At 64.5% G+C, this 25,004-nt stretch carries 25 protein-coding genes; 24 read left to right on the top strand and 1 reads right to left on the bottom strand.

Going from position 1 to position 25,004, the window contains the following annotated elements; all coding sequences use genetic code 11:
- The first annotated feature begins 121 nt into the window (after positions 1 to 121).
- From FJ986_RS09295 to FJ986_RS09210, 18 genes are all read left to right on the top strand, one after another.
- Complete coding sequence (locus tag FJ986_RS09295; protein ID WP_140674061.1) at positions 122 to 1,411, top strand: imelysin family protein; 1,290 nt, start codon at positions 122 to 124, stop codon at positions 1,409 to 1,411.
- Positions 1,412 to 1,518: 107 nt separating this feature from the next.
- Positions 1,519 to 1,830 (top strand): (2Fe-2S)-binding protein, encoded by a 312-nt coding sequence (locus FJ986_RS09290; protein WP_140523850.1) that lies wholly within the window; start codon positions 1,519 to 1,521, stop codon positions 1,828 to 1,830.
- Positions 1,796 to 2,281, top strand: a complete 486-nt coding sequence (gene bfr, locus FJ986_RS09285) for a bacterioferritin (protein WP_140496826.1) — start codon at positions 1,796 to 1,798, stop codon at positions 2,279 to 2,281. Before FJ986_RS09290 ends, bfr begins: the two co-directional genes overlap by 35 nt.
- Before the next feature lie 12 nt (positions 2,282 to 2,293).
- On the top strand, positions 2,294 to 3,889 hold the full coding sequence (locus FJ986_RS09280; RefSeq protein ID WP_140513148.1) for a di-heme oxidoredictase family protein: 1,596 nt from the start codon (positions 2,294 to 2,296) through the stop codon (positions 3,887 to 3,889).
- Positions 3,889 to 4,968, top strand: coding sequence for an imelysin family protein (locus FJ986_RS09275; protein ID WP_140513150.1), 1,080 nt, complete (start codon positions 3,889 to 3,891; stop codon positions 4,966 to 4,968). Before FJ986_RS09280 ends, FJ986_RS09275 begins: the two co-directional genes overlap by 1 nt.
- Positions 4,969 to 4,970: 2 nt before the next feature.
- Positions 4,971 to 6,077, top strand: coding sequence for a DUF1513 domain-containing protein (locus FJ986_RS09270; RefSeq protein WP_140674059.1), 1,107 nt, complete (start codon positions 4,971 to 4,973; stop codon positions 6,075 to 6,077).
- Positions 6,078 to 6,186: 109 nt separating this feature from the next.
- Positions 6,187 to 6,864 (top strand): tRNA (adenosine(37)-N6)-threonylcarbamoyltransferase complex dimerization subunit type 1 TsaB, encoded by a 678-nt coding sequence (gene tsaB / locus FJ986_RS09265; protein ID WP_140674057.1) that lies wholly within the window; start codon positions 6,187 to 6,189, stop codon positions 6,862 to 6,864.
- Positions 6,864 to 7,358: a ribosomal protein S18-alanine N-acetyltransferase gene (gene rimI / locus FJ986_RS09260; protein WP_140496816.1), complete on the top strand. Its 495-nt coding sequence runs from the start codon at positions 6,864 to 6,866 to the stop codon at positions 7,356 to 7,358. The genes tsaB and rimI overlap by 1 nt, the downstream gene beginning before the upstream one ends.
- A gap of 21 nt (positions 7,359 to 7,379) precedes the next feature.
- Complete coding sequence (locus tag FJ986_RS09255) at positions 7,380 to 8,180, top strand: lysophospholipid acyltransferase family protein (protein WP_140513156.1); 801 nt, start codon at positions 7,380 to 7,382, stop codon at positions 8,178 to 8,180.
- Between the two features lie 64 nt (positions 8,181 to 8,244).
- A complete protein-coding gene (gene miaB, locus FJ986_RS09250) occupies positions 8,245 to 9,654 on the top strand; it encodes a tRNA (N6-isopentenyl adenosine(37)-C2)-methylthiotransferase MiaB (RefSeq protein WP_140513158.1) in 1,410 nt (469 codons plus the stop codon).
- Positions 9,655 to 9,737: 83 nt separating this feature from the next.
- Positions 9,738 to 10,730 carry a PhoH family protein gene (locus tag FJ986_RS09245; protein ID WP_224518987.1) on the top strand — a complete coding sequence of 331 codons (993 nt, stop codon included), beginning with the start codon at positions 9,738 to 9,740 and terminating at the stop codon, positions 10,728 to 10,730.
- Positions 10,731 to 10,747: 17 nt separating this feature from the next.
- Positions 10,748 to 11,254 (top strand): rRNA maturation RNase YbeY, encoded by a 507-nt coding sequence (gene ybeY, locus FJ986_RS09240; protein WP_140513162.1) that lies wholly within the window; start codon positions 10,748 to 10,750, stop codon positions 11,252 to 11,254.
- A gap of 27 nt (positions 11,255 to 11,281) precedes the next feature.
- Positions 11,282 to 12,376 carry a hemolysin family protein gene (locus FJ986_RS09235; protein ID WP_140513164.1) on the top strand — a complete coding sequence of 365 codons (1,095 nt, stop codon included), beginning with the start codon at positions 11,282 to 11,284 and terminating at the stop codon, positions 12,374 to 12,376.
- 10 nt (positions 12,377 to 12,386) lie between these two features.
- Positions 12,387 to 12,854, top strand: coding sequence for a VOC family protein (locus FJ986_RS09230; protein WP_140523867.1), 468 nt, complete (start codon positions 12,387 to 12,389; stop codon positions 12,852 to 12,854).
- A gap of 200 nt (positions 12,855 to 13,054) precedes the next feature.
- The gene (lnt, locus tag FJ986_RS09225; protein ID WP_140496802.1) at positions 13,055 to 14,647 is read left to right on the top strand and encodes an apolipoprotein N-acyltransferase; all 1,593 of its coding nucleotides are present in this window, start codon (positions 13,055 to 13,057) and stop codon (positions 14,645 to 14,647) included.
- 139 nt (positions 14,648 to 14,786) lie between these two features.
- Positions 14,787 to 15,206: a helix-turn-helix transcriptional regulator gene (locus tag FJ986_RS09220; RefSeq protein WP_140496800.1), complete on the top strand. Its 420-nt coding sequence runs from the start codon at positions 14,787 to 14,789 to the stop codon at positions 15,204 to 15,206.
- Between the two features lie 169 nt (positions 15,207 to 15,375).
- Positions 15,376 to 16,641, top strand: coding sequence for a methionine adenosyltransferase (gene metK / locus FJ986_RS09215; protein WP_140496798.1), 1,266 nt, complete (start codon positions 15,376 to 15,378; stop codon positions 16,639 to 16,641).
- 27 nt (positions 16,642 to 16,668) lie between these two features.
- On the top strand, positions 16,669 to 17,370 hold the full coding sequence (locus tag FJ986_RS09210) for a tRNA (guanosine(46)-N(7))-methyltransferase TrmB (protein WP_140674056.1): 702 nt from the start codon (positions 16,669 to 16,671) through the stop codon (positions 17,368 to 17,370).
- A 115-nt stretch (positions 17,371 to 17,485) separates the two neighbouring features.
- Here the strand turns inward: FJ986_RS09210 and FJ986_RS30435 are convergent, their stop codons facing one another.
- Positions 17,486 to 17,650 (bottom strand): hypothetical protein, encoded by a 165-nt coding sequence (locus FJ986_RS30435; protein WP_181165285.1) that lies wholly within the window; start codon positions 17,648 to 17,650, stop codon positions 17,486 to 17,488.
- A 293-nt stretch (positions 17,651 to 17,943) separates the two neighbouring features.
- Between FJ986_RS30435 and rimP the strand changes: the two genes are divergently transcribed.
- The 6 genes from rimP to truB all read left to right on the top strand — a co-directional run bounded on the left by rimP (position 17,944) and on the right by truB (position 24,994).
- A complete protein-coding gene (rimP, locus tag FJ986_RS09205) occupies positions 17,944 to 18,591 on the top strand; it encodes a ribosome maturation factor RimP (RefSeq protein WP_140496792.1) in 648 nt (215 codons plus the stop codon).
- 49 nt (positions 18,592 to 18,640) lie between these two features.
- A complete protein-coding gene (nusA, locus tag FJ986_RS09200) occupies positions 18,641 to 20,236 on the top strand; it encodes a transcription termination factor NusA (protein ID WP_140496790.1) in 1,596 nt (531 codons plus the stop codon).
- 38 nt (positions 20,237 to 20,274) lie between these two features.
- A complete protein-coding gene (locus tag FJ986_RS09195) occupies positions 20,275 to 20,925 on the top strand; it encodes an RNA-binding protein (RefSeq protein WP_140497289.1) in 651 nt (216 codons plus the stop codon).
- The gene (gene infB, locus FJ986_RS09190; protein ID WP_140513170.1) at positions 20,922 to 23,495 is read left to right on the top strand and encodes a translation initiation factor IF-2; all 2,574 of its coding nucleotides are present in this window, start codon (positions 20,922 to 20,924) and stop codon (positions 23,493 to 23,495) included. Before FJ986_RS09195 ends, infB begins: the two co-directional genes overlap by 4 nt.
- A gap of 114 nt (positions 23,496 to 23,609) precedes the next feature.
- Complete coding sequence (gene rbfA, locus FJ986_RS09185; RefSeq protein WP_140496786.1) at positions 23,610 to 24,023, top strand: 30S ribosome-binding factor RbfA; 414 nt, start codon at positions 23,610 to 23,612, stop codon at positions 24,021 to 24,023.
- Positions 24,023 to 24,994 carry a tRNA pseudouridine(55) synthase TruB gene (truB, locus tag FJ986_RS09180; RefSeq protein WP_140560893.1) on the top strand — a complete coding sequence of 324 codons (972 nt, stop codon included), beginning with the start codon at positions 24,023 to 24,025 and terminating at the stop codon, positions 24,992 to 24,994. Before rbfA ends, truB begins: the two co-directional genes overlap by 1 nt.
- The last annotated feature ends 10 nt before the right edge of the window (positions 24,995 to 25,004 follow it).

The raw sequence follows: 25,004 nt of genomic DNA, 5'->3' as shown, positions 1-25,004 counted from the left end.
GTCTTTCTTCTTCGACCCGCGCGACAGCGCGGCATGCCCCGCGAATGACGGCCTGCACATGGCCTGGCGCCGGTTGTCGCGCGCGCCGTTCACAAAATTCCCGAAAAACTGGAGAGTGATAATGACGGCACGACATGGCAGCAGGCTTGCGGCGATCAGTGCCACGGCGCTGCTGACGGCGGCGGTGTTCGTGCTGCCGGCCAAGGCCGAGAGCGATCCCAAGGCGGTCATCAAGACCTATGCCGACATCGCGCTTGCCAAATACGAGGATTCGCTGACCACCGCGCAGGCGCTCGACAAGGCGGTCGATACCTTGTTGGCCAAGCCTTCGGCCGAGACGCTCAATGCCGCCCGCGAGGCCTGGAAGGCATCGCGCGTTCCCTACCAGCAGACCGAGGTCTACCGCTTCGGCAACAAGATCGTCGACGACTGGGAAGGCAAGGTGAATTCCTGGCCGCTGGACGAAGGCCTGATCGATTATGTCGCCAAGAGCTACGGCACAGAATCCGACGCGAATTCGCTCTACACGGCCAATGTGATCGCCAACAAGGAGATCGAGATCAACGGCAAGAAGGTGGACGCCTCGAAGCTTTCGCCGGAATTCCTCTCCGGCACGCTGCAGGAGGCCGGCGGCGTGGAGGCCAATGTCGCCACCGGCTACCATGCCATCGAGTTCCTGCTCTGGGGTCAGGACCTGCACGGCACCGGACCGGGCGCCGGCGAGCGCCCCTACACCGACTATGATCTCAAGAACTGCACCGGCGGCAATTGCGACCGCCGCGCGGAATATCTGAAGTCAGCCAGCACGCTTTTGGTGTCCGACCTCCAGGAGATGGTCGGCGACTGGAAGGAAGGCGGCGCTGCGCGCAAGAACCTGGTCGACGGCGAGCCGAACGCCGCTATTTCGGCCATCTTCACCGGCATGGGCTCGCTCTCCTACGGAGAACTCGCCGGCGAGCGCATGAAGCTCGGCCTGCTGCTGCACGATCCGGAAGAGGAGCATGACTGCTTCTCCGACAACACCTACAATTCCCATCTTTATGACGCCGTCGGTATCCGCGCCGCCTATCACGCCAGCTACACCAGGCTGGACGGCACCGTCGTTTCAGGGCCGTCGGTGGCGGACATGGTCAAGGCGGCCGATCCGGCCATCGACAAGGAACTGTCTGACAAGCTCGATGCCACCGTCGCCAAGATGGAGGCAATCAAGGCCCGCGCCGAAGGCGGCGAGGCTTACGACCAGCAGATCGCCGAAGGCAACACCGAGGGCAACGCCACGGTGCAGGCGGCAATCGACGCACTGGTCGACCAGACCAAATCGGTCGAACGCGCCGTCGGCGCGCTGAAGCTCAACGCCATCGCCTTTGAGGGTTCAGACAGCCTCGATGCGCCGGACAAGGTGTTCCAGTAAGCGTCGAAGCCTGGAAGCCCGGGCCGAAGTCACAAAGGCTTCGGCGCGGGGAAGATAGAGTCAAGCCACACGGCGCGGAAGGCGCCGTCAGCCATCCGAGCAAGTTTATGCTAATCTGCCATTGCAACATCATCACCGAGAAGGAGATTGAGCAGACGATCGTCGGGCTGCTGGACCAGGATCCCTGGCAGCTCATCGTGCCGGCAAAAGTCTATCACGCCATGCACAAGCGCGGTCGCTGTTGCGGCTGCTTCCCAAATGTGGTCGAAACGATCATTCGGGTCACCGAGAACTACCACGCCCGCTCGCAGGCGAGCGGCGTTGACATCGTTTCACATCTGGATCGCGTCAGAGGCCTGCGCGTCCAATACGGGAGCAGAACCCATGAAAGGCGAACCACAGATCATCGAGCGGCTTAACGAGGCTCTGTTCCTGGAGCTTGGTGCCGTCAATCAGTATTGGGTCCATTTCCGTCTGCTGGAGGACTGGGGATACGCCAAGCTCGCCAAGAAGGAACGCGCCGAATCGATCGAGGAGATGCACCATGCCGACAAGCTCGTGGCCCGGATCATCTTCCTGGAAGGGCACCCCAATCTGCAGTCCGTGGCGCCGCTGCGTATCGGACAGAACGTGAAGGAAGTGCTCGAATCCGACCTTGCCGGCGAGTATGACGCTCGCACCGCCTACAAGCGCTCGCGCGAGGTCTGCAACGAAGCCGGCGACTATGTCAGCATGAAACTGTTCGAGGAACTCTTGGCCGACGAGGAGGGGCACATCGACTTCCTCGAGACGCAGCTCGATCTGCTTGCCTCGATCGGCGAGGAAAAATACGGCCAGCTCAATGCCGCATCGGCGGACGAGGCGGAGTAAGGGCATGCGGGAATGCGGCGCACCCTAGCATTGCTGCGCCGCTGGCGGCGGGCCAAAGGGCTGTCGTCAAACAGAAAACCGGGAAGCGTCGTGCTTTCCGGTTCGGCCGCCATCATCCTTTTGGCCTTCGCCACGGGCGGGTCCGGCTCGCAGCAGCCCGCCAATTTCGCCGCCACGCGCACCGACCTCAGCCCGAAGGATCAGGCGCGCGTCACAGCCGTTACCAGGCCGACCAAGGACTTCTCGAAACCCGAGCAGTTCGAATTGATGCAAGGCGGCGCCGGCACATCCAGGAAGGACGTCAACCGCGATTCCTTCTCGCAATCGTCGGCCAACATCACCTTCGAGGAAGAAGGCACCTTCAAGCTGGGCAACGCCCTGTTCCGCAAGAATTGGGTCTCGTCGCCGTCCTCGACGCAGGCTTCCGACGGGCTCGGACCGCTGTTCAACGAACGCGCCTGCCAGAACTGTCATCTGAAGGACGGCCGCGGCCGTCCGCCGCAAGGCACCGGCAGCACGTCGATGTTCCTGCGGCTGGCGCGCGAGCCGAGCACCGAGGAGGAGAAGGCTGGGCTTGCCGACCACAGGCTGCTCAACATCCCCGATCCGGTCTACGGTTCGCAGCTGCAGGATCTTGCCGTCCCCGGCCTGCGCGGCGAGGGCCGGATGCGCGTCGATTACAGCGAGGAAAAAGTCGGGCTCGGCGACGGCACCGTGGTTTCGCTGCGCAAGCCCACTTACGCGGTCGATGATCTGGCCTACGGCCCGCTCGATCCGCGCACCACGCTGTCGCCGCGCCTGACGCCGCCGATGATCGGGCTTGGCCTCATCGAGCAGATCGCGCCCGCTGATATATTCGCCCATGCCGATCCGAACGACCGGGACGGCGACGGCATTTCCGGCAGGCCGAACATCGTGCGCGACGGCATGAGCGGCGAGCTCACCCTTGGTCGTTTCGGCTGGAAGGCGCAGACCGCGTCGATCCGCCAGCAGGCCGCGGATGCCTTTGCCGGCGACATCGGCATCTCGACGCCGGAGGAGCCCAAACATTGGGGCGACTGCACCGCCGCCGAGAAGGATTGCTTTGCCATGCCGGATGGCGTGCAGGAGCGGCTCGGTCAGGCCGAGGCGCCGGCGCCGGTCATGGACCTCGTCACCTTCTATTCGCAGAACCTGGCCGTGCCGGCACGCCGCGACCTCGGCGCCCCTGATGTGCTCGCCGGCAAGAAATTGTTCTACGAGATCGGCTGCGTTTCCTGCCACGCGCCGAAATTCGTAACCCGCCGCGACGCGCCCAACAAGGCGCAGGCCTTCCAGCTTATCTGGCCCTATTCCGACTTCCTGCTGCACGACATGGGCCCCGGCCTTGCCGACGGCCAGGCGGTGGGCGAGGCGACGGGCAACGAATGGCGCACGCCGCCGCTATGGGGCATAGGCCTCACCGAAACGGTCAACGGCAACAATTTTTATCTGCACGATGGCCGCGCCCGCAGCCTGGTCGAGGCGATTCTTTGGCATGGCGGCGAGGGCCAGAAATCGCGCGACCGCTTCGCCGCCGCCGATGCGGCCGACCGCGATGCCTTGGTCAAATTCCTGGAGTCCCTGTGATGTTGAAGCGTTCCGCGCTGGTAATCCTTCTTCCTCTGGCCCTGCTGGGCGTCAGCCCCACATCGGCGGCGGTGAAGGCCACCGACGTCATCCAGCGGGCAATCGACGGCTTTGTCCGGCCAGCCTATGCCAGTCTGCACGATCGCGCGGCGGGCTTGAACAAGGCGATGCACGCGCTTTGCGAAAAACCCTCAAAGGGCGATCTCGATGCGGCACGCGCCGAATTCTCGCGCACGGTGGATGCCTGGTCGTCGGCCGAGATCATCGGGTTCGGCCCGATCAAGGAAAACAACCGGCTGGAGCGAATGCTGTTTTGGCCGGATCGCAAAAGCATCGGCCTGAAACAGGTGCAGGCCGCGCTGGCGGCCCAAGACCCGAGCGCCACCGATCCGGCACAGCTTTCCGGCAAGAGCGTCGCCATGCAGGGGCTCGGCGCCTTGGAGTTCGTGCTCCACGGTGACGGCGCCGATGCGCTTGCCGGCAAGAACGATCCCTATCGCTGCGCCTATGGCGCCGCGGTTGCCGGCAACATCGAAACCATGGCCGGCGATGTCGCCGACGCCTGGAACAAGCCGGACGGCTTTGCGGCGCTCTGGGCCAATCCGGGGCCGCAGAATCCGCTCTATCGCGACGGCACGGAAGCGGTGACGGAACTGGTCGGCATCTTCATCAACGAGCTGGAAATGGTTCGCGACGTGCGCCTGAAAGGCTTCCTGGGCGGCAAGCCGGAGGCGGACAAGCCGAAACAGGCGATCTACTGGCGTTCGCAAAACACCACCAATTCGCTGGCCGGAAACCTTGCCGGCATCGACGGGCTGTTCGAGGCATCGAAGCTCGGCGATGCGCTGCCGGCCGATGCGCGCTGGATGGCGGAATCGATCCGTATCCAGCTGGTCAACGGCGTCGCCACCGCGAAGTCGGTCCAGGGCCCGATCGACATGGCGCTCGCCGACCCGGCGCTGCGCGCAAAGCTCGAGCATCTCGCGCTGATCACCTCCAGCCTGTCGACCCTGTTCGGCACCAGGCTGACCGCCGAATTCGGCCTGACCGCCGGTTTTTCCTCGCTGGATGGGGACTGAGCGTGAAAACCTCCCTCATTGACCGTCGCGATTTCCTGAGAGCCGCGGGCATCGGTTTTGCCGCCGCGATGGCGCCGCCGGCCTGGGCAAATACGCTTGCCGCCGATGCCGTCTTCGCCACCGCCTTCGTCAAGCGCGACGGCAGCTATGGCGCCGCAATCCTGTCCGAGGCCGGCAAGCTCCTGCACGCGATCGACTTGCCCGACCGCGGCCACGACGTCACCTTCGATCCCATATCGAAGCGCTCAGTGGTGTTCGCCCGCCAGCCCGGCACCTTCGCCGTGGTCTTCGATCACGCCGGGCGCGATGAACCGCTGACCATCGCCAGCATCACCGGCCGGCATTTCTTCGGCCATGGCGTGTTCTCCCCGGACGGCGCCTTGCTTTATGCCGCCGAGAACGATTTCGACAACGCGGCCGGCGTCGTCGGCGTCTACGACGCGCGGGCGAAATTCAAGCGCCTTGGTGAATTCCCGACCTATGGCATGGGACCCCACGAGCTTCTGCTCCTGGGCGACGGCAGGACGATCGCCGTTGCCAATGGCGGCATCGAGACTCATCCCGATTATGGCCGCGCCGAACTCAACATCGCCACCATGAAGCCGTCCTATGTGCTCATCGACCGTGTCACCGGCGATCTGGTCGAGAAGCACGAATTGCCGGCGGCGCTGCACCAGCTGTCGATCCGCCACATGGACACCGACCAGACCGGCACCGTCTGGTTCGGCTGCCAGTACAGGGGGCCCGGCACCGACCGTCCGCTGCTGGTCGGCCGCGCCGCGCGCGGCAAGGATTTGCAGCTCCTCGACATGCCGCAGGATGTCCTGTCCGGCTTCCGCAACTATATCGGTTCCGTCGCCGCCAATCCGGTTGCCGGCACCATTGCCGTCTCTTCGCCGGAAGGCAATTCGCTTGTGGTGATCGATGCGGCGAGCGGGCGGCTCGTCTCGTCAAGCGCACTGGTCGAGGTCTGCGGCGTGGCGCCAGACGGGACGGGTTTTATGGCCACCACCGGAGCCGGCGAAATCGTCGAATGCAATGGCGCGACACGGTCCGAACCGGACTACGTCTGGGACAACCATATGCTGCGCATAGAGCCGGCCGCATAGACACCTTCCCGCTGCGTCGGAGCGAAGCCGCTTAAGAAATTATGCGCTTTCCCCTTGCGGTGGCGCGCTGTGGCAGGCACAGGGAATTGTTTTTCGAACCGGTCGTTTCATGAAAATGCTCGCCATCGACTGTGCCGCCAACCTCTGCGCCGCCTGCGTCTATGATGCCGGGGCGAGGCAGGAACTCGGCCGCGCGGTGCTCGATCTAGGCAAGGGCCATGCCGAGCATCTGATGGGCGTCATCGCCGAGGCGCTGAAGGCCGGTGCAACCGCCTATGCCGGCCTTGGCGCCATCGCCGTCTCCGTCGGCCCCGGTTCCTTCACCGGCCTGCGCGTCGGGGTTTCCACTGCGCGTGGCCTGGCGCTGGCGCTCAAGCTGCCTGCAATCGGCGTGACGACGCTCGAGGCGCTGGCGGCCGAGGCGGCAGGGGCATTTCCCGGCCGTGCCGTGCTGGCCGCGCTCGATGCCGGCCGCGAGGAGATCCATGCCGCTCTCTATGATGAAATGTCGGTTTTGACTTACGGTCCGGCCGTGGTCACGCTGGCGGATGCCGTGGCCATGGCGAGCGAGCGGTCTTCGGTGCTCGCCGGAACCGCCGCGACGCGGATCGCGGCATCCGCCGGACGCTCCTTCGACATCGGACCCGAGACGGCGACCGCGGACATTCTCACCTACGCCCGCCTGGCGGCCGCCAAGGGCGAGGGCGAGAGGCCGAAACCTCTTTATCTGCGCGGCGCCGACGCCAAGCCGCAGGCCGGGTTCATACTTTCCAGGCAAGGGAAATAATGCGCATACCTTTTCTCCAGCCGCGCCGCCGCGATTACGCGCTCGAACCGCTCAGGACCACCGACAGTCCGGCGGTCTCGCTCCTGCACCGCGAGGACTTCGTCCGCCCATGGACCGATGGCGAGTTCGCGGCCTTGCTCGAACAGGACACCGTGTTCGGCTATGCCGCGCGCGAAACCGGGCAGGGCGCCAAGCCGCCGGTCGGCTTCGTGCTGGCCCGGCTGGCGGCCGGCGAGGGCGAGATCCTGACCGTCGCGGTGGCGCGGTCGCATCGCCGCCAGGGGCTGGGCTGGCAGTTGATGGACGCGGTGCTGCGCGAACTGCACGCGCAACGCGCCGAAGCGCTCTTCCTCGAGGTCGACGAGACCAATGTCGCCGCGATCGCCCTCTACAGGCGTCTCGGATTCCGCGAGGTCGGCAAGCGCCCCAACTATTACAGGTCGCCCGAGCATGGACCGACCGGCGCGCTTGTCATGCGCCGCGATCTTCGCTAGCCAGGGTTTCGGGGTGGAGCGATGATCGGAAAAATCAGGATTTTCCTGGCGATAGGGCTGGTCGTCGCCGGTTCGCTGATCCTGGTGCCTTTGCAGGTCCTGTCGATGAAGACCGGCTGGTGGCCGGAAACCTTCATCCTCAAGATCTGGCACAGGCTGATCGTCAGGGCGCTCGGCATGCGCATCCATGTAAACGGCACGATGTCCGACCGCCGCCCCTTGTTGATTGCCTCAAATCACATCTCCTGGACCGACATCATGGTGCTGGGCTCGTTTGCCGATGTGAAGTTCATCGCCAGGGCCGACATGGAAGGCTGGCCGCTGATCGGCATGCTGTCGAAGCTCCAGCGCACCGTCTTCATCGAGCGTGAGCGCAAGCGCTCGTCCGGCGACCAGGCGAGCGAGATCGCCAACCGCATGGCCAAGGGCGATGCCATGGTGCTGTTTGCCGAAGGCTCGACGGGCGACGGCAACATCGTCCTGCCCTTCAAGAGCACGCTGTTCGGTGCCGCCTCGATGGCGATTTCGGAGGGCGCGGCGGAGCAGGTCTTCATCCAGCCGGTAGCGATCGCCTATACCCGGCTGCATGGCGTGCCGCTCGGCCGCCGGCACCGGCCGATCGCGGCGTGGATCGGCGACGAGGATCTGATGCCGCACCTCAAGGTGCTGATGGCGGAAGGCGCGCTCGATGTCGAGGTGCATTTCGGCGAGCCGATCGCCTTCGCCAAGGGGTCGAACCGGAAGGAAACGGCGAAGCTGATGGAAAGCCGCGTGCGCGAAATGATGCAGGCGGCACTGGCCGCGCCGCGCCCGAGCCGCTGAATCCCGAAGGCCCCCAGGCAGAATCGTCTGTTTTTTGTCGCGGAAAGGCGTTAGAAGCCGCCGGATGGACTTGAACACGGTTGAAAGCGACGACATCGGCACTGCGGCTGGACAGCAGGCAGTGATTTCCGCGGCAGCGAAAAAGGTCTTCGTCAAGACTTATGGCTGCCAGATGAACGTCTATGATTCGCAGCGCATGACAGATGCGCTGGCCGCCGACGGCTACACGGCGACGCAGACCATCGGCGAAGCCGACCTGGTGCTGCTAAACACCTGCCACATCAGGGAAAAAGCGGCTGAAAAGGTCTATTCCGAGCTCGGTCGCATTCGCGAAATGAAGGCCGAACGCGCCGCCGCCGGACGCGAATTGCTGATCGGCGTCGCCGGTTGCGTGGCGCAGGCCGAAGGGGCCGAGATCATCCGCCGCTCGCCCGCCGTCGACCTGGTCATCGGCCCGCAGACCTATCACCGGCTGCCGGACGTACTGGCCAGGGTGCGCGGCGGCGAGAAGATCGTCGAAACCGACTACGCCATTGAGGACAAGTTCGAGCACTTGCCGCAGCCGAAGCGCGCCGAGGTGATCAAGCGCGGCGTCACCGCCTTCCTCACCGTCCAGGAGGGCTGCGACAAGTTCTGCACCTTCTGCGTCGTGCCCTACACCAGGGGGTCCGAAGTGTCGCGGCCGGTGGCACAGATCGTCGCCGAAGCCGAGCGCCTGGCGGAAGCCGGGGTGCGCGAGGTGACGCTGCTTGGCCAGAACGTCAATGCCTGGCATGGGCAAGGCGAAAACGGCGAGGAATGGGGCCTTGGCCGCCTTCTGTTCAGGCTGGCCGAAATTCCCGGGCTGGCGCGCCTGCGCTACACCACGAGCCACCCGCGCGACATGGACGACGAGCTGATAGCGGCCCATCGCGACCTGCCGGCACTGATGCCGTATCTGCATCTGCCGGTGCAATCCGGGTCCGACCGCATCCTGCAGGCGATGAACCGCAGGCACACGGCGGATGATTATCTGGCGCTGCTCGACCGCATCCGCGCCGTGCGGCCCGATATCGCGCTGTCGGGCGATTTCATCGTCGGTTTCCCCGGCGAGACCGAGGCGGATTTCGAGGCGACGATGGAGCTGGTGCGCCAGGTGAACTACGCCTCGGCCTTCTCGTTCAAATATTCGCCGCGCCCCGGCACGCCGGGCGCCGAGATGGCCGGCCATGTGCCGGAAGCGGTCAAGGACGAGCGTTTGCAGCGGCTCCAGGCGCTGCTTTTGAAGCAGCAGCAGGATTTCGGCTTGAGTCTCGTCGGCCGCACCATAGATACGCTGATCGAGAAGCCAGGTCGCCAGGCCGGCCAGAAGGTCGGACGCTCACCTTGGCTTCAGCCCGTTATTGTTGATGAAAAGGCCGGCGAAATCGGTGACATTATCCAGGTGCGAATCACGAAGACGGGTTACAATAGCCTGTTCGCCGAATTGGTCTGATGACCTCGGCAGATGAGGAGAGACGGTTGAGCGCAGCGGAGCTGAAGAACCTGCCCCCGGTACCGGCATCTGGGGCTTCTGACATGGCGCACATCGTACTGACTTTCGACAACAACAAGCTTGCCAGCGCCCTCTACGGCCAGTTCGACGAGAACCTCGCCCGGCTCGAGCAGAAACTGGGCGTCGACATCCGCTCGCGCGGCAACCAGCTCACCATCAAGGGATCGGCTTCCGCCGCCGAGCAGGCCCGCCGGGCGCTCGACAATCTCTACGGCATTCTCCAGAAGGGGGTGGATATCGGCCAGTCCGATGTCGACGGCGCCGTGCGCATGGCGGTCGCCGCCGATGACCAGCTCACGCTGCCGACGCTGGAGCGCAAGGGCAAGGTTTCGGCCGCCCAGATATCGACGCGCAAGAAGACGATCTACGCCCGCTCGCTCACGCAGGACGCGTATATGCGGGCGCTGGAGCGCTCGGAACTGGTGTTCGGCATCGGCCCGGCCGGTACCGGCAAAACCTACCTGGCGGTGGCGCATGCGGCGATGCTGCTCGAACGCGGCATGGTCGAGCGCATCGTGCTGTCGCGGCCTGCCGTCGAGGCCGGCGAGCGGCTGGGCTTCCTGCCGGGCGACATGAAGGAGAAGGTCGATCCCTACCTGCGGCCGCTCTACGACGCGCTCTATGACATGATGCCGGCCGACAAGGTCGAACGCGCCATCGCCGCCGAGGTGATCGAGATCGCACCGCTCGCCTTCATGCGCGGCCGCACGCTGGCGCATGCCGCCGTCATTCTCGACGAGGCGCAGAACACCACGCCGATGCAGATGAAGATGTTCCTGACCCGTCTGGGCGAGAATTCGCGCATGATCGTCACCGGCGACCCGACGCAGATCGACCTACCGCAGAACACCAAGTCCGGCCTTGTCGAGGCGCTCCGGATCCTCGATGGTGTGACCGGCATGGTGACGGTCCGCTTCAATGAAGGCGACGTCGTCAGGCATCCGCTGGTCGCCGAGATCGTCAAGGCCTACGACCGTGACGGCAAGCTCGCCCGCGGTCTGGGGACCGAAGGCTGATTTGATCGAGCGACCTCATGGTTGAGCCCGAAACGCCGAACGGGCCGGCTCCGCCGCTGCCCGTCGACATTGATCTGACGGTCGAGGCTGGGCATTGGCCGGACGAAGCCGAGCTTGTCCGGCTGGTCGCCGCCGCCGCCGCCGCTGCATTCGCCGAGACGGGTGCGGCTGGCCGTTCCGAACTCAGCGTCGTTTTTTCCGACGATGCCCATGTCCAGGCGCTCAACGCCGGCTGGCGCGGCAAGGACAAGCCGACCAACGTCTTGTCTTTTCCGGCATTTCCTTTCCCCAAGGGCGGTCCCCTGCCGCCGATGCTCGGCGATATCGTGCTGGCCGCGGAGACGGTGGCGCGCGAGGCGGGACTGGAAGACAAGCCGCTGGAGAACCATATTTCCCATCTCGTCATCCACGGCCTGCTGCATCTCATGGGCCATGATCACGAGACCGATGCCGAGGCCGAGGAGATGGAGGCCGTCGAGCGCGCCGCGCTCGCCAGACTTGCCATTCCCGATCCCTACGCGTAACTACTTCTAACCAATTGACGGACGAAGATGAACGACAAACCTGAAACTGCCGTCCGCCCCGACGCCGGCAGTGCGACCAAGGCTTCCGACACGTCGGAAGAGGGATCAAGTCCGAGTACCGTTACCCCTGGTGTTGCCAACACCGGCAGCGTCGCCGGTGAGCCGTCGCCTGCCGGGCCTTCCCTGTTCAACCGCGTTCTGGGCCTGTTCAGGCAACGCAACGGAACCAGCCTGCGCGAGGAGATCGCCGGCGCGCTCGCCGAGACGACGAGCGATGTCGAATCCTTTTCGCCGGGCGAACGCGCCATGCTCAACAACATCCTGCGGCTGCGCGAGGTGCGCGTCGAGGACGTCATGGTGCCGCGCGCCGACATCGAGGCGGTCGAGATCACGACCACGCTTGGCGATCTGCTTGGCATGTTCGAGCAGTCCGGCCATTCCCGCATGCCGGTCTATGCCGAGACGCTCGACGACCCGCGCGGCATGGTCCATATCCGCGACGTGCTGGCCCATATCACCAAGATTGCGCGCGTCAGGAAAGGCCGGGCGACCAGGAAGACACCCGCCGCCACGGTTCTCGACCTCACCCAGGTCGATCTCTCGCGCACCATAGGCGAACTGAACCTGATCCGGCCGGTGCTGTTCGTGCCGCCGTCCATGCTGGCCTCCGATCTGATGGGCCGCATGCAGACGACCCGCACGCAGATGGCGCTGGTCATCGACGAGTATGGCGGCACCGACGGGCTCGTCTCGCTCGAGGATATCGTCGAGATGGTGGTCGGCGACATCGAGGACGAGCACGACGACGACGAGCCGATGATCACCCAGACCGGTGAAGGCGTGTTCGTCGTCGACGGCAAGGCCGAGATCGACGAGGTCGCCAAGATGATCGGCGGGGATTTCGCCGCCGGCGAACATGGCGAGTATGTCGACACCATCGGCGGCATGATCTTCAACACGCTTGGCCGGGTGCCGGCGCGCGGCGAGGTGGTGCAGGCCATCCCTGGCTTCGAGTTCCATGTGCTCGACGCCGATCCGCGCCGCGTCAAGCGCGTGCGCATCGTGCAGAACCAGAAGGGCGAACGTCGCCGCCGCGCCGCGGCGCGCACCGAGCAGGCTTAAGCGCCTGCGGATGACCGAAGACCCCTTCAAGCACGCCGCCTTGGGATCCGGCGTGTTCTACAGGGATCCGCAGGCCGCGCTGGATTGGCTGGAGGCAGCTTTCGGCTTCGAGCGCAGCATGGTGGTCAGCGATGCCGACGGCAAGCTCGTCCATTCCGAGATGCGGTTCGGCGACTGCTACATCATTGTCGATTCCGAATGGAGCGACTACGTCGCCAGCCCGGCCTCGGTCTCGGGCAAGAACACGCAGTCGGTCTATGTCAGGCTGAAAGACGGCATTGATGCACATTGTGAGCAGGCGCGGACGGCGGGTGCCGGTATAATCCAGGAGCCGGCGGACCAGTTCTACGGCGAGCGCCAGTATCGGGCGCGCGATCCCGAGGGCCATGTCTGGACCTTCACCCAGACCATCCGCTCCGTTCCGCTGGAAGAGGCCGAACGGCTCGGCGACGTGCGCATAGAAGGGTGGCACCGCTGATCCATGTCGCCCTAAATAACTTCGGTTTTGGGAGGAGGACATGCACAAAAACAAAGACCTAAGGCGCGTCGTCTGATCAGTTCAAACGCGATGCGCTCCAGCAGTGGTGAGTGGGTTTCACGGCAGACCACCCGAAGTTTGGAGCGCAGGCCGCGGCCTGATAAATCTGCTGCCGTGATTCGCACGACTCGGAACAATGCATGAACCGCCTGGCCGGCCGGATAATTCTGTTTTGGGGTTGGCGGCGTGCGCTCGTGGCGTTCCTCGCGGGCGCCCTGGCGGTGCTCGGCCAGGCGCCGTACGATTTCTTTGCCGCTTGTTTCATTTCGTTTCCGCTGCTGGTCTGGCTGCTCGACGGGGCGACCGGTGAGGCCTCGGGCAGCCTGTTTGCGCGGCTGCGGCCGGCCTTTGCCGTCGGCTGGTGGTTCGGCTTCGGCTATTTCCTCGCCGGCCTGTGGTGGATCGGATCGGCGCTGCTTGTAGAGGCCGACAGTTTCGCCTGGGCGCTGCCCTTCGCGGTGGTCGGCATCCCCTTTGCATTGGCCTTCTTCTACGGCTTTGCGGCCATGGTCGCCCGGCTCCTGTGGAGCAACGACATCGGCCGCATCGCGGCCCTGGCCGCCGCCTTCGGGCTGGCCGAGTGGCTGCGCGGCTTCCTGTTCACCGGCTTTCCCTGGAACGCGATCGGCTACGCGGCGATGCCGGTGCCCCTGCTGATGCAGAGCGTCTCGGTCACCGGGATGGTCGGCATGAACGTGCTCGCCGTGTTCGTCTTCTCGCTGCCGGCGCTGCTGGCGGCGCGCACGCATCTTCGTCTTGGCGTCGCGCTGCTTGTCGTGCTCGTGGCCGCTCATGCCGGCTTCGGCTATCTCAGGCTCAACGCTCCGGCCGCGCCTGAGGCCCGCACGATCGATGTGCGCATCGTCCAGCCGGCCGTCGACCTTTCGGAAAAGTGGGACGCCTCGGTGCGCGACCGTATCTTCGCCACCTTGATAGGCCTGTCGGCCAAGGCGCCGGACCCCGGCCATGAAAAGCCGCAACTGATCCTGTGGCCCGAAACCTCGGTCCCGTTCCTCCTCACCGAGCGGCCGGACGCTTTGACCGCACTGGGCGACATGCTGGACGCCGGCCAGATGCTGATCGCCGGCGTCGTGCGCGAGGAAGGCGGTGCGGCGGCCGGTGCCGGCAGCCGCTACTACAACTCCGTGGTGGCGATCAACGACAAGGGCGAAATCGCTGACGCCGTCGACAAGGTCCATCTGGTGCCGTTCGGCGAATACCTGCCTTTCGCCGACCTGCTCGATCGTTTCGGCATCGAACAACTGGTCGCTGGCCCGGTGACCTTCACGGCAGGCAATGAGCGGCATGCGATCACGCTGCCGGATGGCGTCCGCGCCTTGCCCTTCATCTGTTACGAAGTGATCTTTCCCGAACTGGTGGCGGTTGACGCAACGTCAGCGCAGCTTATTGTCAACGTTACCAACGATGCGTGGTTCGGCGATACGCCGGGTCCCTATCAGCATTTCAGGCAGGCTCAGATTCGCGCGGTGGAGAACGGGTTGCCCTTGTTGCGTGCGGCCAACAACGGCATCTCGGCGGTTGTCGACCCACGGGGGCGCATCGTCGATGCGCTGGCGATCGACGCGCGCGGGGCCATCGACGTCCGTGTGCCAATCTCGCGGCAAGCGGTCGTGTCCGCCGGCCAGCTGCGCATTAACGGAATGCTGATCATGTTGCTGTTTGCCCTGGCTGCCGTCCTGTTCAATGTAAGGCAAAGGCTACGGGTGAATTGACAGTCGACACATTAGAAACTCATACTGTAACGCCTGAAAATTTCTCGAAGCCGGTGGATCGTTCTGTTGGGGCAGTCGCCTCCGGCTTTGTTTGGGTAGGAAAAAAATCACAAAGCCGAAAAAATTCGGCGAGGAAAAAATGACAGAAGATAACAAGAAGAAACCGAATCCGATCGACATCCATGTTGGAAGTCGCATCCGGCTTCGCCGCAATATGTTGGGAATGAGCCAGGAAAAACTAGGCGAGAACCTCGGCATCACATTTCAGCAGATACAGAAATATGAAAAGGGCACCAACCGGGTCGGCGCAAGCCGCCTGCAGGCGATAGCATCCATACTCGGCGTGCCTGTCGCCTTCTTTTTCGAGGATGCGCCGGGCCAGGAGAGCCCGGCCGGCCGCGGTTTCGCGGAGGATGCTTCGATGGCTTTCGCCGTGGAATTCTGCGGCAGCCCGGAGGGCCTTCAACTCAACCGGGCCTTCGTTAAGATCGCCGACGTCAAGGTGCGTCGCAGGATCATAGACCTGGTGAAGTCGCTGGCGTCCGAAGATTCCGACTGATCCGCAACAGGACTCGACCGGCGGCATTTCGGCCGCTGGTGGTACAAAATATCGACATCGACATTCATGCCAGAAGGGCGGCACCGCTTGACGAGCGGCGCTTCGCCCCGCTAACACGTGGCGCGCCAAATCGGCAGCCTGCCGATCGTTTTTTCAAGAGGGGACACCCGTGACGCGGCAGAACTACTTCTTTACCTCGGAATCCGTTGCCGAGGGCCATCCCGACAAAGTCTGTGACCGGATATCCGACGAGATCGTCGACCTGGTCTACCGTGAGGCCAAGAAGACGGGCATGGATCCGTGGAAAGTCCGCGTCGCCTGCGAGACGCTGGCGACCACCAACCGCGTCGTCATCGCCGGCGAGGTGCGCGTTCCCGAGACGCTGCTGAAGAAGGACAAGGAAGGCAACATCCTGAGGGATGCCGCCGGCCATCCGGTCGTCAACCCGGCGAAGTTCAAGTCGGTCGCCCGCAAGGCGATCCGCGAGATCGGCTATGAGCAGGCCGGCTTCCACTGGAAAAAGGCCAAGATCGACGTTCTGTTGCATGGCCAGTCGCCCGACATCGGCCAAGGCGTCGACAATGCCTCCGACCGCCAGGGCGAGGAGGGTGCCGGCGACCAGGGCATCATGTTTGGCTATGCCTGCCGCGAGACGCCGGACCTGATGCCGGCGCCGATCTACTACAGCCACAAGATCCTCGAACTTCTGGCCGCCGCCCGCCACCAGAACAACGGCGATGCAGGCAAGCTCGGGCCGGACGCCAAGAGCCAGGTCACCGTCCGCTATATCGACGGCAAGGCCGCCGAAGCGACGCAGATCGTGCTGTCGACCCAGCACCTCGATGCGAGCTGGGATTCCAAGAAGGTGCGCAAGGTCGTCGAGCCCTATATCCGCGAGGCATTGGGTGACCTCAAGATCGCCGACGATTGCATGTGGTACATCAATCCGACCGGCAAGTTCGTTATCGGCGGGCCTGATGGCGACGCCGGGCTGACCGGCCGCAAGATCATCGTCGACACCTATGGCGGCGCCGCACCCCATGGCGGCGGCGCTTTCTCGGGCAAGGACACCACCAAGGTCGACCGTTCGGCCGCTTATGCGGCGCGCTACCTGGCCAAGAACGTTGTGGCGGCGAAACTTGCCGACCGCTGCACCATCCAGCTTTCCTACGCCATCGGCGTCGCCCAGCCCTTGTCGGTCTATGTCGACCTGCACGGCACCGGCAAGGTCGACGAGGCAAGGCTCGAGGAGGCGCTGCGCACTGTGATGGACCTGTCGCCGTCCGGCATCCGCCGCCACCTCGACCTCAACAAGCCGATCTACGCCAAGACCTCGTCCTACGGTCATTTCGGCCGCAAGGCCGGCCGCGACGGATCTTTTTCCTGGGAAAAGACCGATCTCGCCAAGGCGCTCAAGGATGCTGTCGCTGCCTGAGGGCGGCGACAGGACCTTGATCAGCCGATGAGTTCCGGGGACAGGCCAAGCCGCGCGACAGAAGCCTTCTTCGGCCGTCGGCGCGGCAAGCCGGTTCGCCCGCAGCAGGCGGCGGCGCTGGAAAGCGGCCTCGACGCCTATCGGCTCGATCTGACGACCGAGGCGCCGTCGGATCTGCGGGCTCTGTTCGAAGCCGATGTTTCCGCCGTTCGCCTCGAAATCGGCTTTGGCGGCGGCGAGCATCTCCTGCATCGCGCGACCGAAGCGCCGATGACCGGCTTTATCGGTGTCGAGCCCTTCGTCAACGGCATGGCCAAGATGATGATGGCGGTGCGGGAAAAGCCGCTGGCCAACCTCAGGGTCTACGACGACGACGCCACGCGGCTGCTCGACTGGCTGCCGCAGGCCTCGCTCGATGGCATCGACCTGCTCTATCCCGATCCGTGGCCGAAGAAGAAGCACTGGAAGCGCCGTTTCGTCAGCCCGGTCAATCTCGAGCGTTTCGCACGCGTTGTGAAGCGTGGCGGCGAATTCCGTTTCGCTTCCGACATCGACACCTATGTGAACTGGACCCTGCTGCATTGCCGCGCGCATGGCGGTTTCGTCTGGCAGGCTGCAGAGGCCGTCGACTGGCATCGCCCCTACGATGGCTGGCCAGGCACCCGCTACGAGGCGAAAGCCGTCCGCGAGGGCAGGCGGCCGGCCTATCTTACCTTCATCAGGACCTAGGCATCAGGTCCCAGGCATCGGGATTGGGCATCAGGATCCAGGCGCCCTTCGTGAGGGGGGCGATCTTCAATTGTTGCGGGGACACAGAAATCGAATGTCGCCCGTTGGCCGGAGTTCAGAAACGGCCGATCTTGTCGAAAGCCGTCGGATCCATGCCGAGCCTGCGCAGATCCTGGGCGTGCGGCTTGCGGCTGGCTTCCACCGCCCGCGACGCGGCTACGGCGCTGCCGAATGTGGTGAAGAGATCGCCTATGGCGGAAAAAACCTTGCGGCTGTTCATTGTCATGTCCTTTCGCGTGCGGTGACGCGCTATCGCTATCGTTTTGTGCAATGCAACATAGATAGGAGCGCGGCTTGAGGACCAACAAGGGCCGTTGCCGCATGGATGGCATGCACCTGGCGCAAGCCCAATGCACCGGACATGCGCTCAGTTGGGACGGCGGGCTTGAAACACCGGGGCGGATCGTTTATATCAGCCTCAAATTCTTGGTCGGTATGACGAAGAGTGGGTCCACCCGGTCCCGCTCTTTTTTATTACCTGCCGACGGCTAGAGAATGATCGACAGGAATCGAATGACGTCAACGGCAAGCGAGAGCGACGATCGCATCATCCGCGAAAGCGGCATCGATGCGCGCATCGCGCTGATCGTCCAGCCGGTGCTGCGCGGCATCGGCTTTCGCCTTGTACGCGTGCATCTGTCCGGCCAGAACGGGCTGACGCTGCAGATCATGGCTGAGCGCGAGGACGGCACCATGACCGTCGAGGATTGCGAAGAGGTGAGCCGTGCGGTGTCGCCGGCGCTCGACGTCGACGATCCCATCGAGAAGGCGTATCATCTCGAAGTCTCATCGCCCGGCATCGACCGGCCGTTGGTGCGCAAATCGGATTTCGTGACCTGGACCGGTCATCTGGTGAAGATGGAAACATCGGTCGTTGTCGCGGATCGCAAGCGCTTCAAGGGCAAGATCGCCGAAGCCGGTGAGAACGATGTGCTGATCGAGCGCGACAAGGCGGCCTACGGTGAGGAGCCGACAGTGCGCGTGCCCTACGACGCCATTGCCGAAGCCCGGCTGATCCTGACCGACGACCTCATCCGTGATGCGTTGTCGAAGGACAACAGGGCGCGCAAGGAAGCCAAGAAACGCCGCGGCGAACCGGACGACGACGTACCGGAGGGTACGGAACCGGGCGCTACGGAAGAACACGAACAGGAAAGTTGATTGAGCTGCCAGGCCCCAGGGGCCGGCAAACAGGCTCGGGAGAAAAAACATGGTTGTAAGCGCCAACAGACTTGAACTGCTGCAGATTGCCGATGCGGTCGCGCGTGAAAAGTCGATCGACAAGTCGATCGTCATCGCCGCCATGGCTGATGCGATCCAGAAGGCGGCACGCTCGCGTTATGGCCAGGAGACCAACATCCGCGCCGACATCAACCCCAACACCGGTGAGATGAAGCTGCAGCGGCTGATGGAAGTGGTCGAGAAGGTCGACGACTATGCCACGCAGATCGCCATTTCCTCGGCGCGCGAGCGCAATCCCGACGCCCAGCTCGGCGACTTCATCGCCGAACAGCTGCCGCCGATGGATTTCGGCCGCATCGCCGCCCAGTCGGCCAAGCAGGTCATCGTGCAGAAGGTGCGCGAGGCCGAGCGCGACCGCCAGTATGACGAATACAAGGACCGCATCGGCGAGATCGTCAACGGAACCGTCAAGCGCGTCGAATACGGCAATGTCATCGTCGATCTCGGCCGTGGCGAAGCGATCATCCGCCGCGACGAGCTGATCCCGCGCGAAAACTACAAATATGGCGATCGCGTCCGCGCCTATGTCTACGACGTGCGCCGTGAGCAGCGCGGCCCGCAGATCTTCCTGTCGCGCACCCATCCGCAGTTCATGGCCAAGCTCTTCACCATGGAAGTGCCGGAGATCTATGACGGCATTATCGAGATCAAGTCGGTCGCCCGCGATCCCGGTTCGCGCGCCAAGATCGCCGTCATCTCGCGCGACAGCTCGATCGATCCGGTCGGCGCCTGCGTCGGCATGCGCGGCAGCCGCGTCCAGGCGGTCGTCGCCGAATTGCAGGGCGAGAAGATCGACATCATTCCGTGGTCGCCCTCGGCCGCATCCTTCATCGTCAATGCGTTGCAGCCGGCGGAAGTCGCCAAGGTCGTGCTCGACGAAGACGCCGAGCGCATCGAAGTGGTGGTGCCGGACGACCAGCTGTCGCTGGCCATCGGCCGCCGCGGCCAGAATGTGCGCCTCGCTTCGCAGCTCACCGGCTGGGATATCGACATCCTGACCGAGGCCGAGGAATCCGAGCGCCGCCAGAAGGAATTCGTCGAGCGCTCGGCGCTGTTCATGGAAGCTCTCGACGTCGACGAGATGGTCGGCCAGGTGCTCGCCTCCGAAGGCTTCACCAGCGTCGAGGAAGTCGCCTATGTCGATGCCGGCGAAATCGCCTCGATCGACGGCTTCGATGAGGATACCGCCTCGGAGATCCAGACCCGGGCCCGCGAATATCTGGAGAAGATCGAAGCCGAGCACGACGAAAAGCGCAAGGCGCTGGGCGTCAAGGACGAGCTGCGCGAAATCCCCGGCATCACCACCGCCATGATGGTGACGCTCGGCGAGGACGGCGTGAAGACGATCGAGGATTTCGCCGGCTATGCCGCCGACGACCTCACCGGCTGGAAGGAACGCAAGGACGGCGAGACCAAGGTGTATCCGGGCGTGCTGGCCGATCATGGCGTTTCGCGCGCCGATGCCGAGCAGATGGTGCTCGCGGCCCGTCTCAAGGCCGGCTGGATTTCCGAAGACGAGCTTGCAGCCGAAGAAGCGCCGGCTGACGAAGCCGTTGGTGCGTGAGGTGAAACCGCATCGCACAGAAACCGCCCTTGGACGAGATGAACGATCGCACCTGCATCGTCACCCGCAAGCAGGCCGAACCGGATGAACTGATCCGGTTCGTCGTCGGCCCGGATTCGGCCGTCGTTCCGGATCTCAAGAGAAATCTGCCCGGCCGTGGTTGCTGGGTGAGCGCCGACCGCCTACATATCGACAAGGCGGCGGCCAAGAACCTTTTTAGCCGCGCCTTTAAGGCACAGGTGGTCGTGCCGCCCGATCTCGGCGGCATGGTCGATGGGCTGCTTTCCAGATCCGCCCTTGGCATGCTGGGTCTCGCTCGCAAGGCAGGGGCGATCGCGCTGGGCGCCACCAAGGTGGAGAGCGCGGTGCGCGGTGGATTGGCGCTTTTCGTGCTCCACGCGACCGAAGCCTCAGACGATGGCGTGCGCAAGATCAGCCAGGCGCGGCGGGCGACCGTCCATATTGGCGGCCCCTCCATCCTTGCCTACAAACTTTTCTCCGAGGCCGAGTTGAGCTTGGCATTGGGGGGTACAAATGTGATACATGCTGCCGTCCTCGCGGGAGACGCGGGTAAGGCGGTCCAGAAGCGCATGGTTGCGCTCGACCGATATCGGGGCGGTACCCCGGACGATCTGGCAATGCTTGCGGCCGTTGCTGACGAAGATGAGGCCGCAGAGGATATGGAATGAGCGATACGAAATCGGGCGACGACAAGACGTTGAGTGTTACGCCGAAGAAGACCTTGACGCTGAAGCGCCCCGGCATGGAACAGGGCACCGTGCGCCAGAACTTCTCGCACGGCCGCACCAAGTCGGTCGTGGTCGAGACCAAGAAGCGCAAATTCTCGCTGCCCGGCGACAAGCCGGAGCCGGCGGTGGCGGCACCCGTGTTCACCCCGAAGCCGGCGGTCGCGGCGGCTCCCGTCGTGCAGGAGGCACCCAAGGCGCCGCCTCCACCTCCGCCGGCACCGGTCGAGCGCAGCGGCATGGTGTTGAACGAACTGTCGCGCAGCGAAATGGAAGCGCGCCGCAGGGCGCTCGAAGGCTCCAAGGCGCGCGAGGTCGAGGACCGCCAGCGCGCCGTCGAGGAAGCCAAGCGCCGCGCCGAGGATGAGGAGCGCCGCAAGCGCGAGCGCGAGGAATCCGCACGCCGCCAGGCCGAGGAAGAAGCGCGGTTGCAGGCCGAGGCCGAATCCCGCCGCCGCGCCGAGGAAGAGGCGCGTCGCCGCGCGCCGCAGGCCGCCGAACTGGCGACCGCCGACGAGGAAGAAGAGGTCAAGCCGAAGCGGACTGGCGCCGGTGCGCCGGTGCGCCGTCTGGTGACGCCCGAAGTGGCGCGTCCGGCCAAGCCGACCAAGGGCGAGGAAGACCGCCGTCGCGGCAAGCTGACTTTGAACTCCGCGCTTTCCGACGAGGATGCGCGGGCCCGTTCGCTGTCGTCGATGCGCCGCCGCCAGGAAAAGTTCAAGCGCGCGATGCACAATGAGCCGCGCGAGAAGGTTATGCGCGAAGTGATCCTGCCCGAAACCATCACTATCCAGGAACTGGCGCAGCGCATGTCCGAGCGCGCCGTCGATGTGGTCAAGTTCTTCATGAAGCAGGGCCAGATCCTGAAGCCGGGCGACGTCATCGACGCCGACACGGCGGAACTGGTCGCCACCGAATTCGGCCACACGGTCCGCCGCGTCGCCGAGTCCGACATCGAGGAAGGCCTGTTCAACATCGCCGACCGTCCGGAAGACCTGGTGTCGCGGCCGCCTGTCGTGACCATCATGGGGCATGTCGACCACGGCAAGACCTCGCTGCTCGACGCGATCCGCAACGCCAATGTCGTCTCCGGCGAGGCCGGCGGCATCACCCAGCATATCGGCGCCTATCAGGTCGAGAAGAACGGTCAGAAGATCACCTTCATCGACACGCCCGGCCACGCCGCCTTCACGGCCATGCGCGCCCGCGGCGCCCAGGCCACCGACATTGCCATCCTGGTGGTGGCGGCCGACGACAGCGTGATGCCGCAGACGATCGAATCGATCAGCCATGCCAAGGCGGCCGGCGTTCCGATCATCGTGGCGATCAACAAGATCGACAAGCATGACGCCGATCCGCAGAAAGTGCGCTCCGAGCTGTTGCGCCACGAAGTGTTCGTGGAATCGATGGGCGGCGAGGTGCTGGACGTCGAAGTGTCGGCGACCAAGGGCACCAATCTCGACAAGCTGCTCGAAGCGATCCTGCTGCAGGCCGAAATCCTCGACCTCAAGGCCAATCCGGACCGCACCGCCGAGGGCGTCGTCATCGAGGCGCAGCTCGACAAGGGCCGTGGCCCCGTCGCCACCGTGCTGGTGCAGACCGGCACGCTGATGCCGGGCGACATCCTTGTCGCCGGCAATGAATGGGGCCGGGTGCGCGCGCTGGTCGACGATCGTGGCGAACACGTCAAGGAAGCGCCGCCGGCGATGCCGGTCGAGGTGCTCGGCCTCCAGGGCACGCCGCAGGCCGGCGACCGCTTCGCCGTGGTCAACAACGAGGCCCGCGCCCGCGAGATCACCGAGTACCGCCAGCGTCTGGCCCGCGAGAAGGCGGTTGCCCGTCATGCCGGCCAGCGCGGTTCGCTCGAACAGATGATGTCGCAGCTGCAGACGAGCGGACTGAAGGAGTTCCCGCTGGTCATCAAGGGTGACGTGCAGGGTTCGATCGAGGCGATCAACGCAGCGCTCGACAAGCTCGGCACCGACGAGGTGCGTGCGCGCATCGTCCATGCCGGCGCCGGCGCCATCACCGAAAGCGACGTGTCACTGGCGGAGACGTCGGGCGCGGCGATCATCGGCTTCAACGTCCGCGCCAATGTGCAGGCACGCGCCGCTGCCGCGGCCGCTGGCATCGAGATCCGCTACTACTCGATCATCTACAACCTCGTGGATGACGTGAAGGCGGCTCTGTCGGGTATGCTCTCGCCGGAGCGTCGCGAGACCTTCATCGGCAATGCGCAGATACTCGAGATATTCGACATCACCAAGGTCGGCAAGATCGCCGGCTGCCGTGTCACCGAAGGCAAGGTCGAGCGTGGCGCGGGCGTGCGCCTGATCCGCGACAACGTCGTCATCCACGAAGGCACGCTGAAGACGCTGAAGCGCTTCAAGGACGAGGTTTCGGAAGTCCCGGGCGGCCAGGAATGCGGCATGGCCTTCCAGAACTACGAGGACATGCGCGTCGGCGACATCATCGAGTGCTTCCGCGTCGAGATGGTAACCCGCACGCTCTGAGTTCGTGTGACGTCCGTCATGCCAGGCGGTGGCCGAGAGGCCGCCGCCTGGCAAACATTTGAGACATGAGGCACGGTCCTATCCCGCGCCCCACGCTTTCAGGATCGAGAAAAAATGCCCCGTTCGACCACATCAGGCCCATCCCAGCGCATGCTGCGCGTCGGCGAGCAGGTGCGCCATGCGCTGTCCGAAACCTTGCAGCGCGGCGAGATCATCGATCCGCTGGTCGAGAATGCCGTGGTTTCGGTGTCGGAAGTGCGCATGTCGCCCGACCTCAAGATCGCAACCGCCTTCATCTCGCCGCTCGGCGCCACGGACGCCGGCGCGGTGGTCGAGGCGCTCAACAAGCATGCCAAGTTCATCCGCGGCCGTGTCTCCGGCGCGCTGCGGCAGATGAAGTACATGCCCGAGTTTCGCTTCCGGCTCGACACCTCCTTCGACAATTTCGCCAGGATCAACGATCTCCTGAAATCGCCGGAAGTGGCGCGCGATCTGGATGCGGACGACGACGATAAGGACAGCGAATAATGGCGCGCCGCGGCAAGAAGAAGGGCCGGCCGGTCTCGGGCTGGGTGGTGCTGGACAAGCCGGTCGGCATGGGCTCGACCGAGGCCGTCTCCAAGATCAAGTGGCTGTTCCAGGCGGAGAAGGCCGGCCACGCCGGCACGCTCGATCCGCTCGCTTCCGGTATGCTGCCGATCGCGCTCGGCGAAGCCACCAAGACCGTGCCCTACGTCCAGGACGGCGCCAAGATCTACCGCTTCACCGTGGCCTGGGGGCAGGAGCGCTCGACCGACGACCTCGAAGGTCCGGTGACGAGGGACTCCGACCGGCGCCCCGTGGAGGCCGAAGTGCAGGCGCTGCTGCCGAAATACACCGGCGTCATCATGCAGACGCCGCCGCAATTCTCGGCCATCAAGATCGCGGGCGAACGCGCCTATGATCTCGCCCGCGACGGCGAGACGGTCGACATTCCCGCGCGCGAGATCGAAATCGGCCGCCTCGACATCGTCGAGCACGGGGCCGATCACACGGTTTTCGAGGTGGAATGCGGCAAGGGTACCTATGTGCGCTCGCTGGCCCGCGACATGGGCCGCGATCTCGGCTGCTTCGGCCATATTTCTGAACTGCGCCGGATCGAGGTCGAGCCGTTCACCGCCGAGGATTTCGTCACCGTCGCCGAACTGGAGGCGGCGCGCTTCGGCGAGCAGGGTCATGGCACGCAGCAACCGTCCCCCGATTCGATAGAAGCGCCGATCGATTTTGGCGCGATCGACGCGCTGCTTGTCGACACCTCGGCGGCACTCGACTGCCTGCCGCAGATCGCCATCAGCGACGATGCGGCGACGAAGATCCGCCTCGGCAATCCCGTCATCATCCGGGGCCGCGACGCGCCGGTGGAGGCCGAGGAAGCCTGCGCGACCGCGCGCGGCAAGCTGGTGGCCATCGGCGCCGTCGAGCAGGGCATGTTCAAGCCCAAACGGGTCTTTGCCGGGTGAGGGCCCTCGT

This window comes from Mesorhizobium sp. B1-1-1 (assembly GCF_006442955.1).
GTDB lineage: Bacteria > Pseudomonadota > Alphaproteobacteria > Rhizobiales > Rhizobiaceae > Mesorhizobium.
This window is presented reverse-complemented; position numbering and strand designations above follow the sequence as displayed.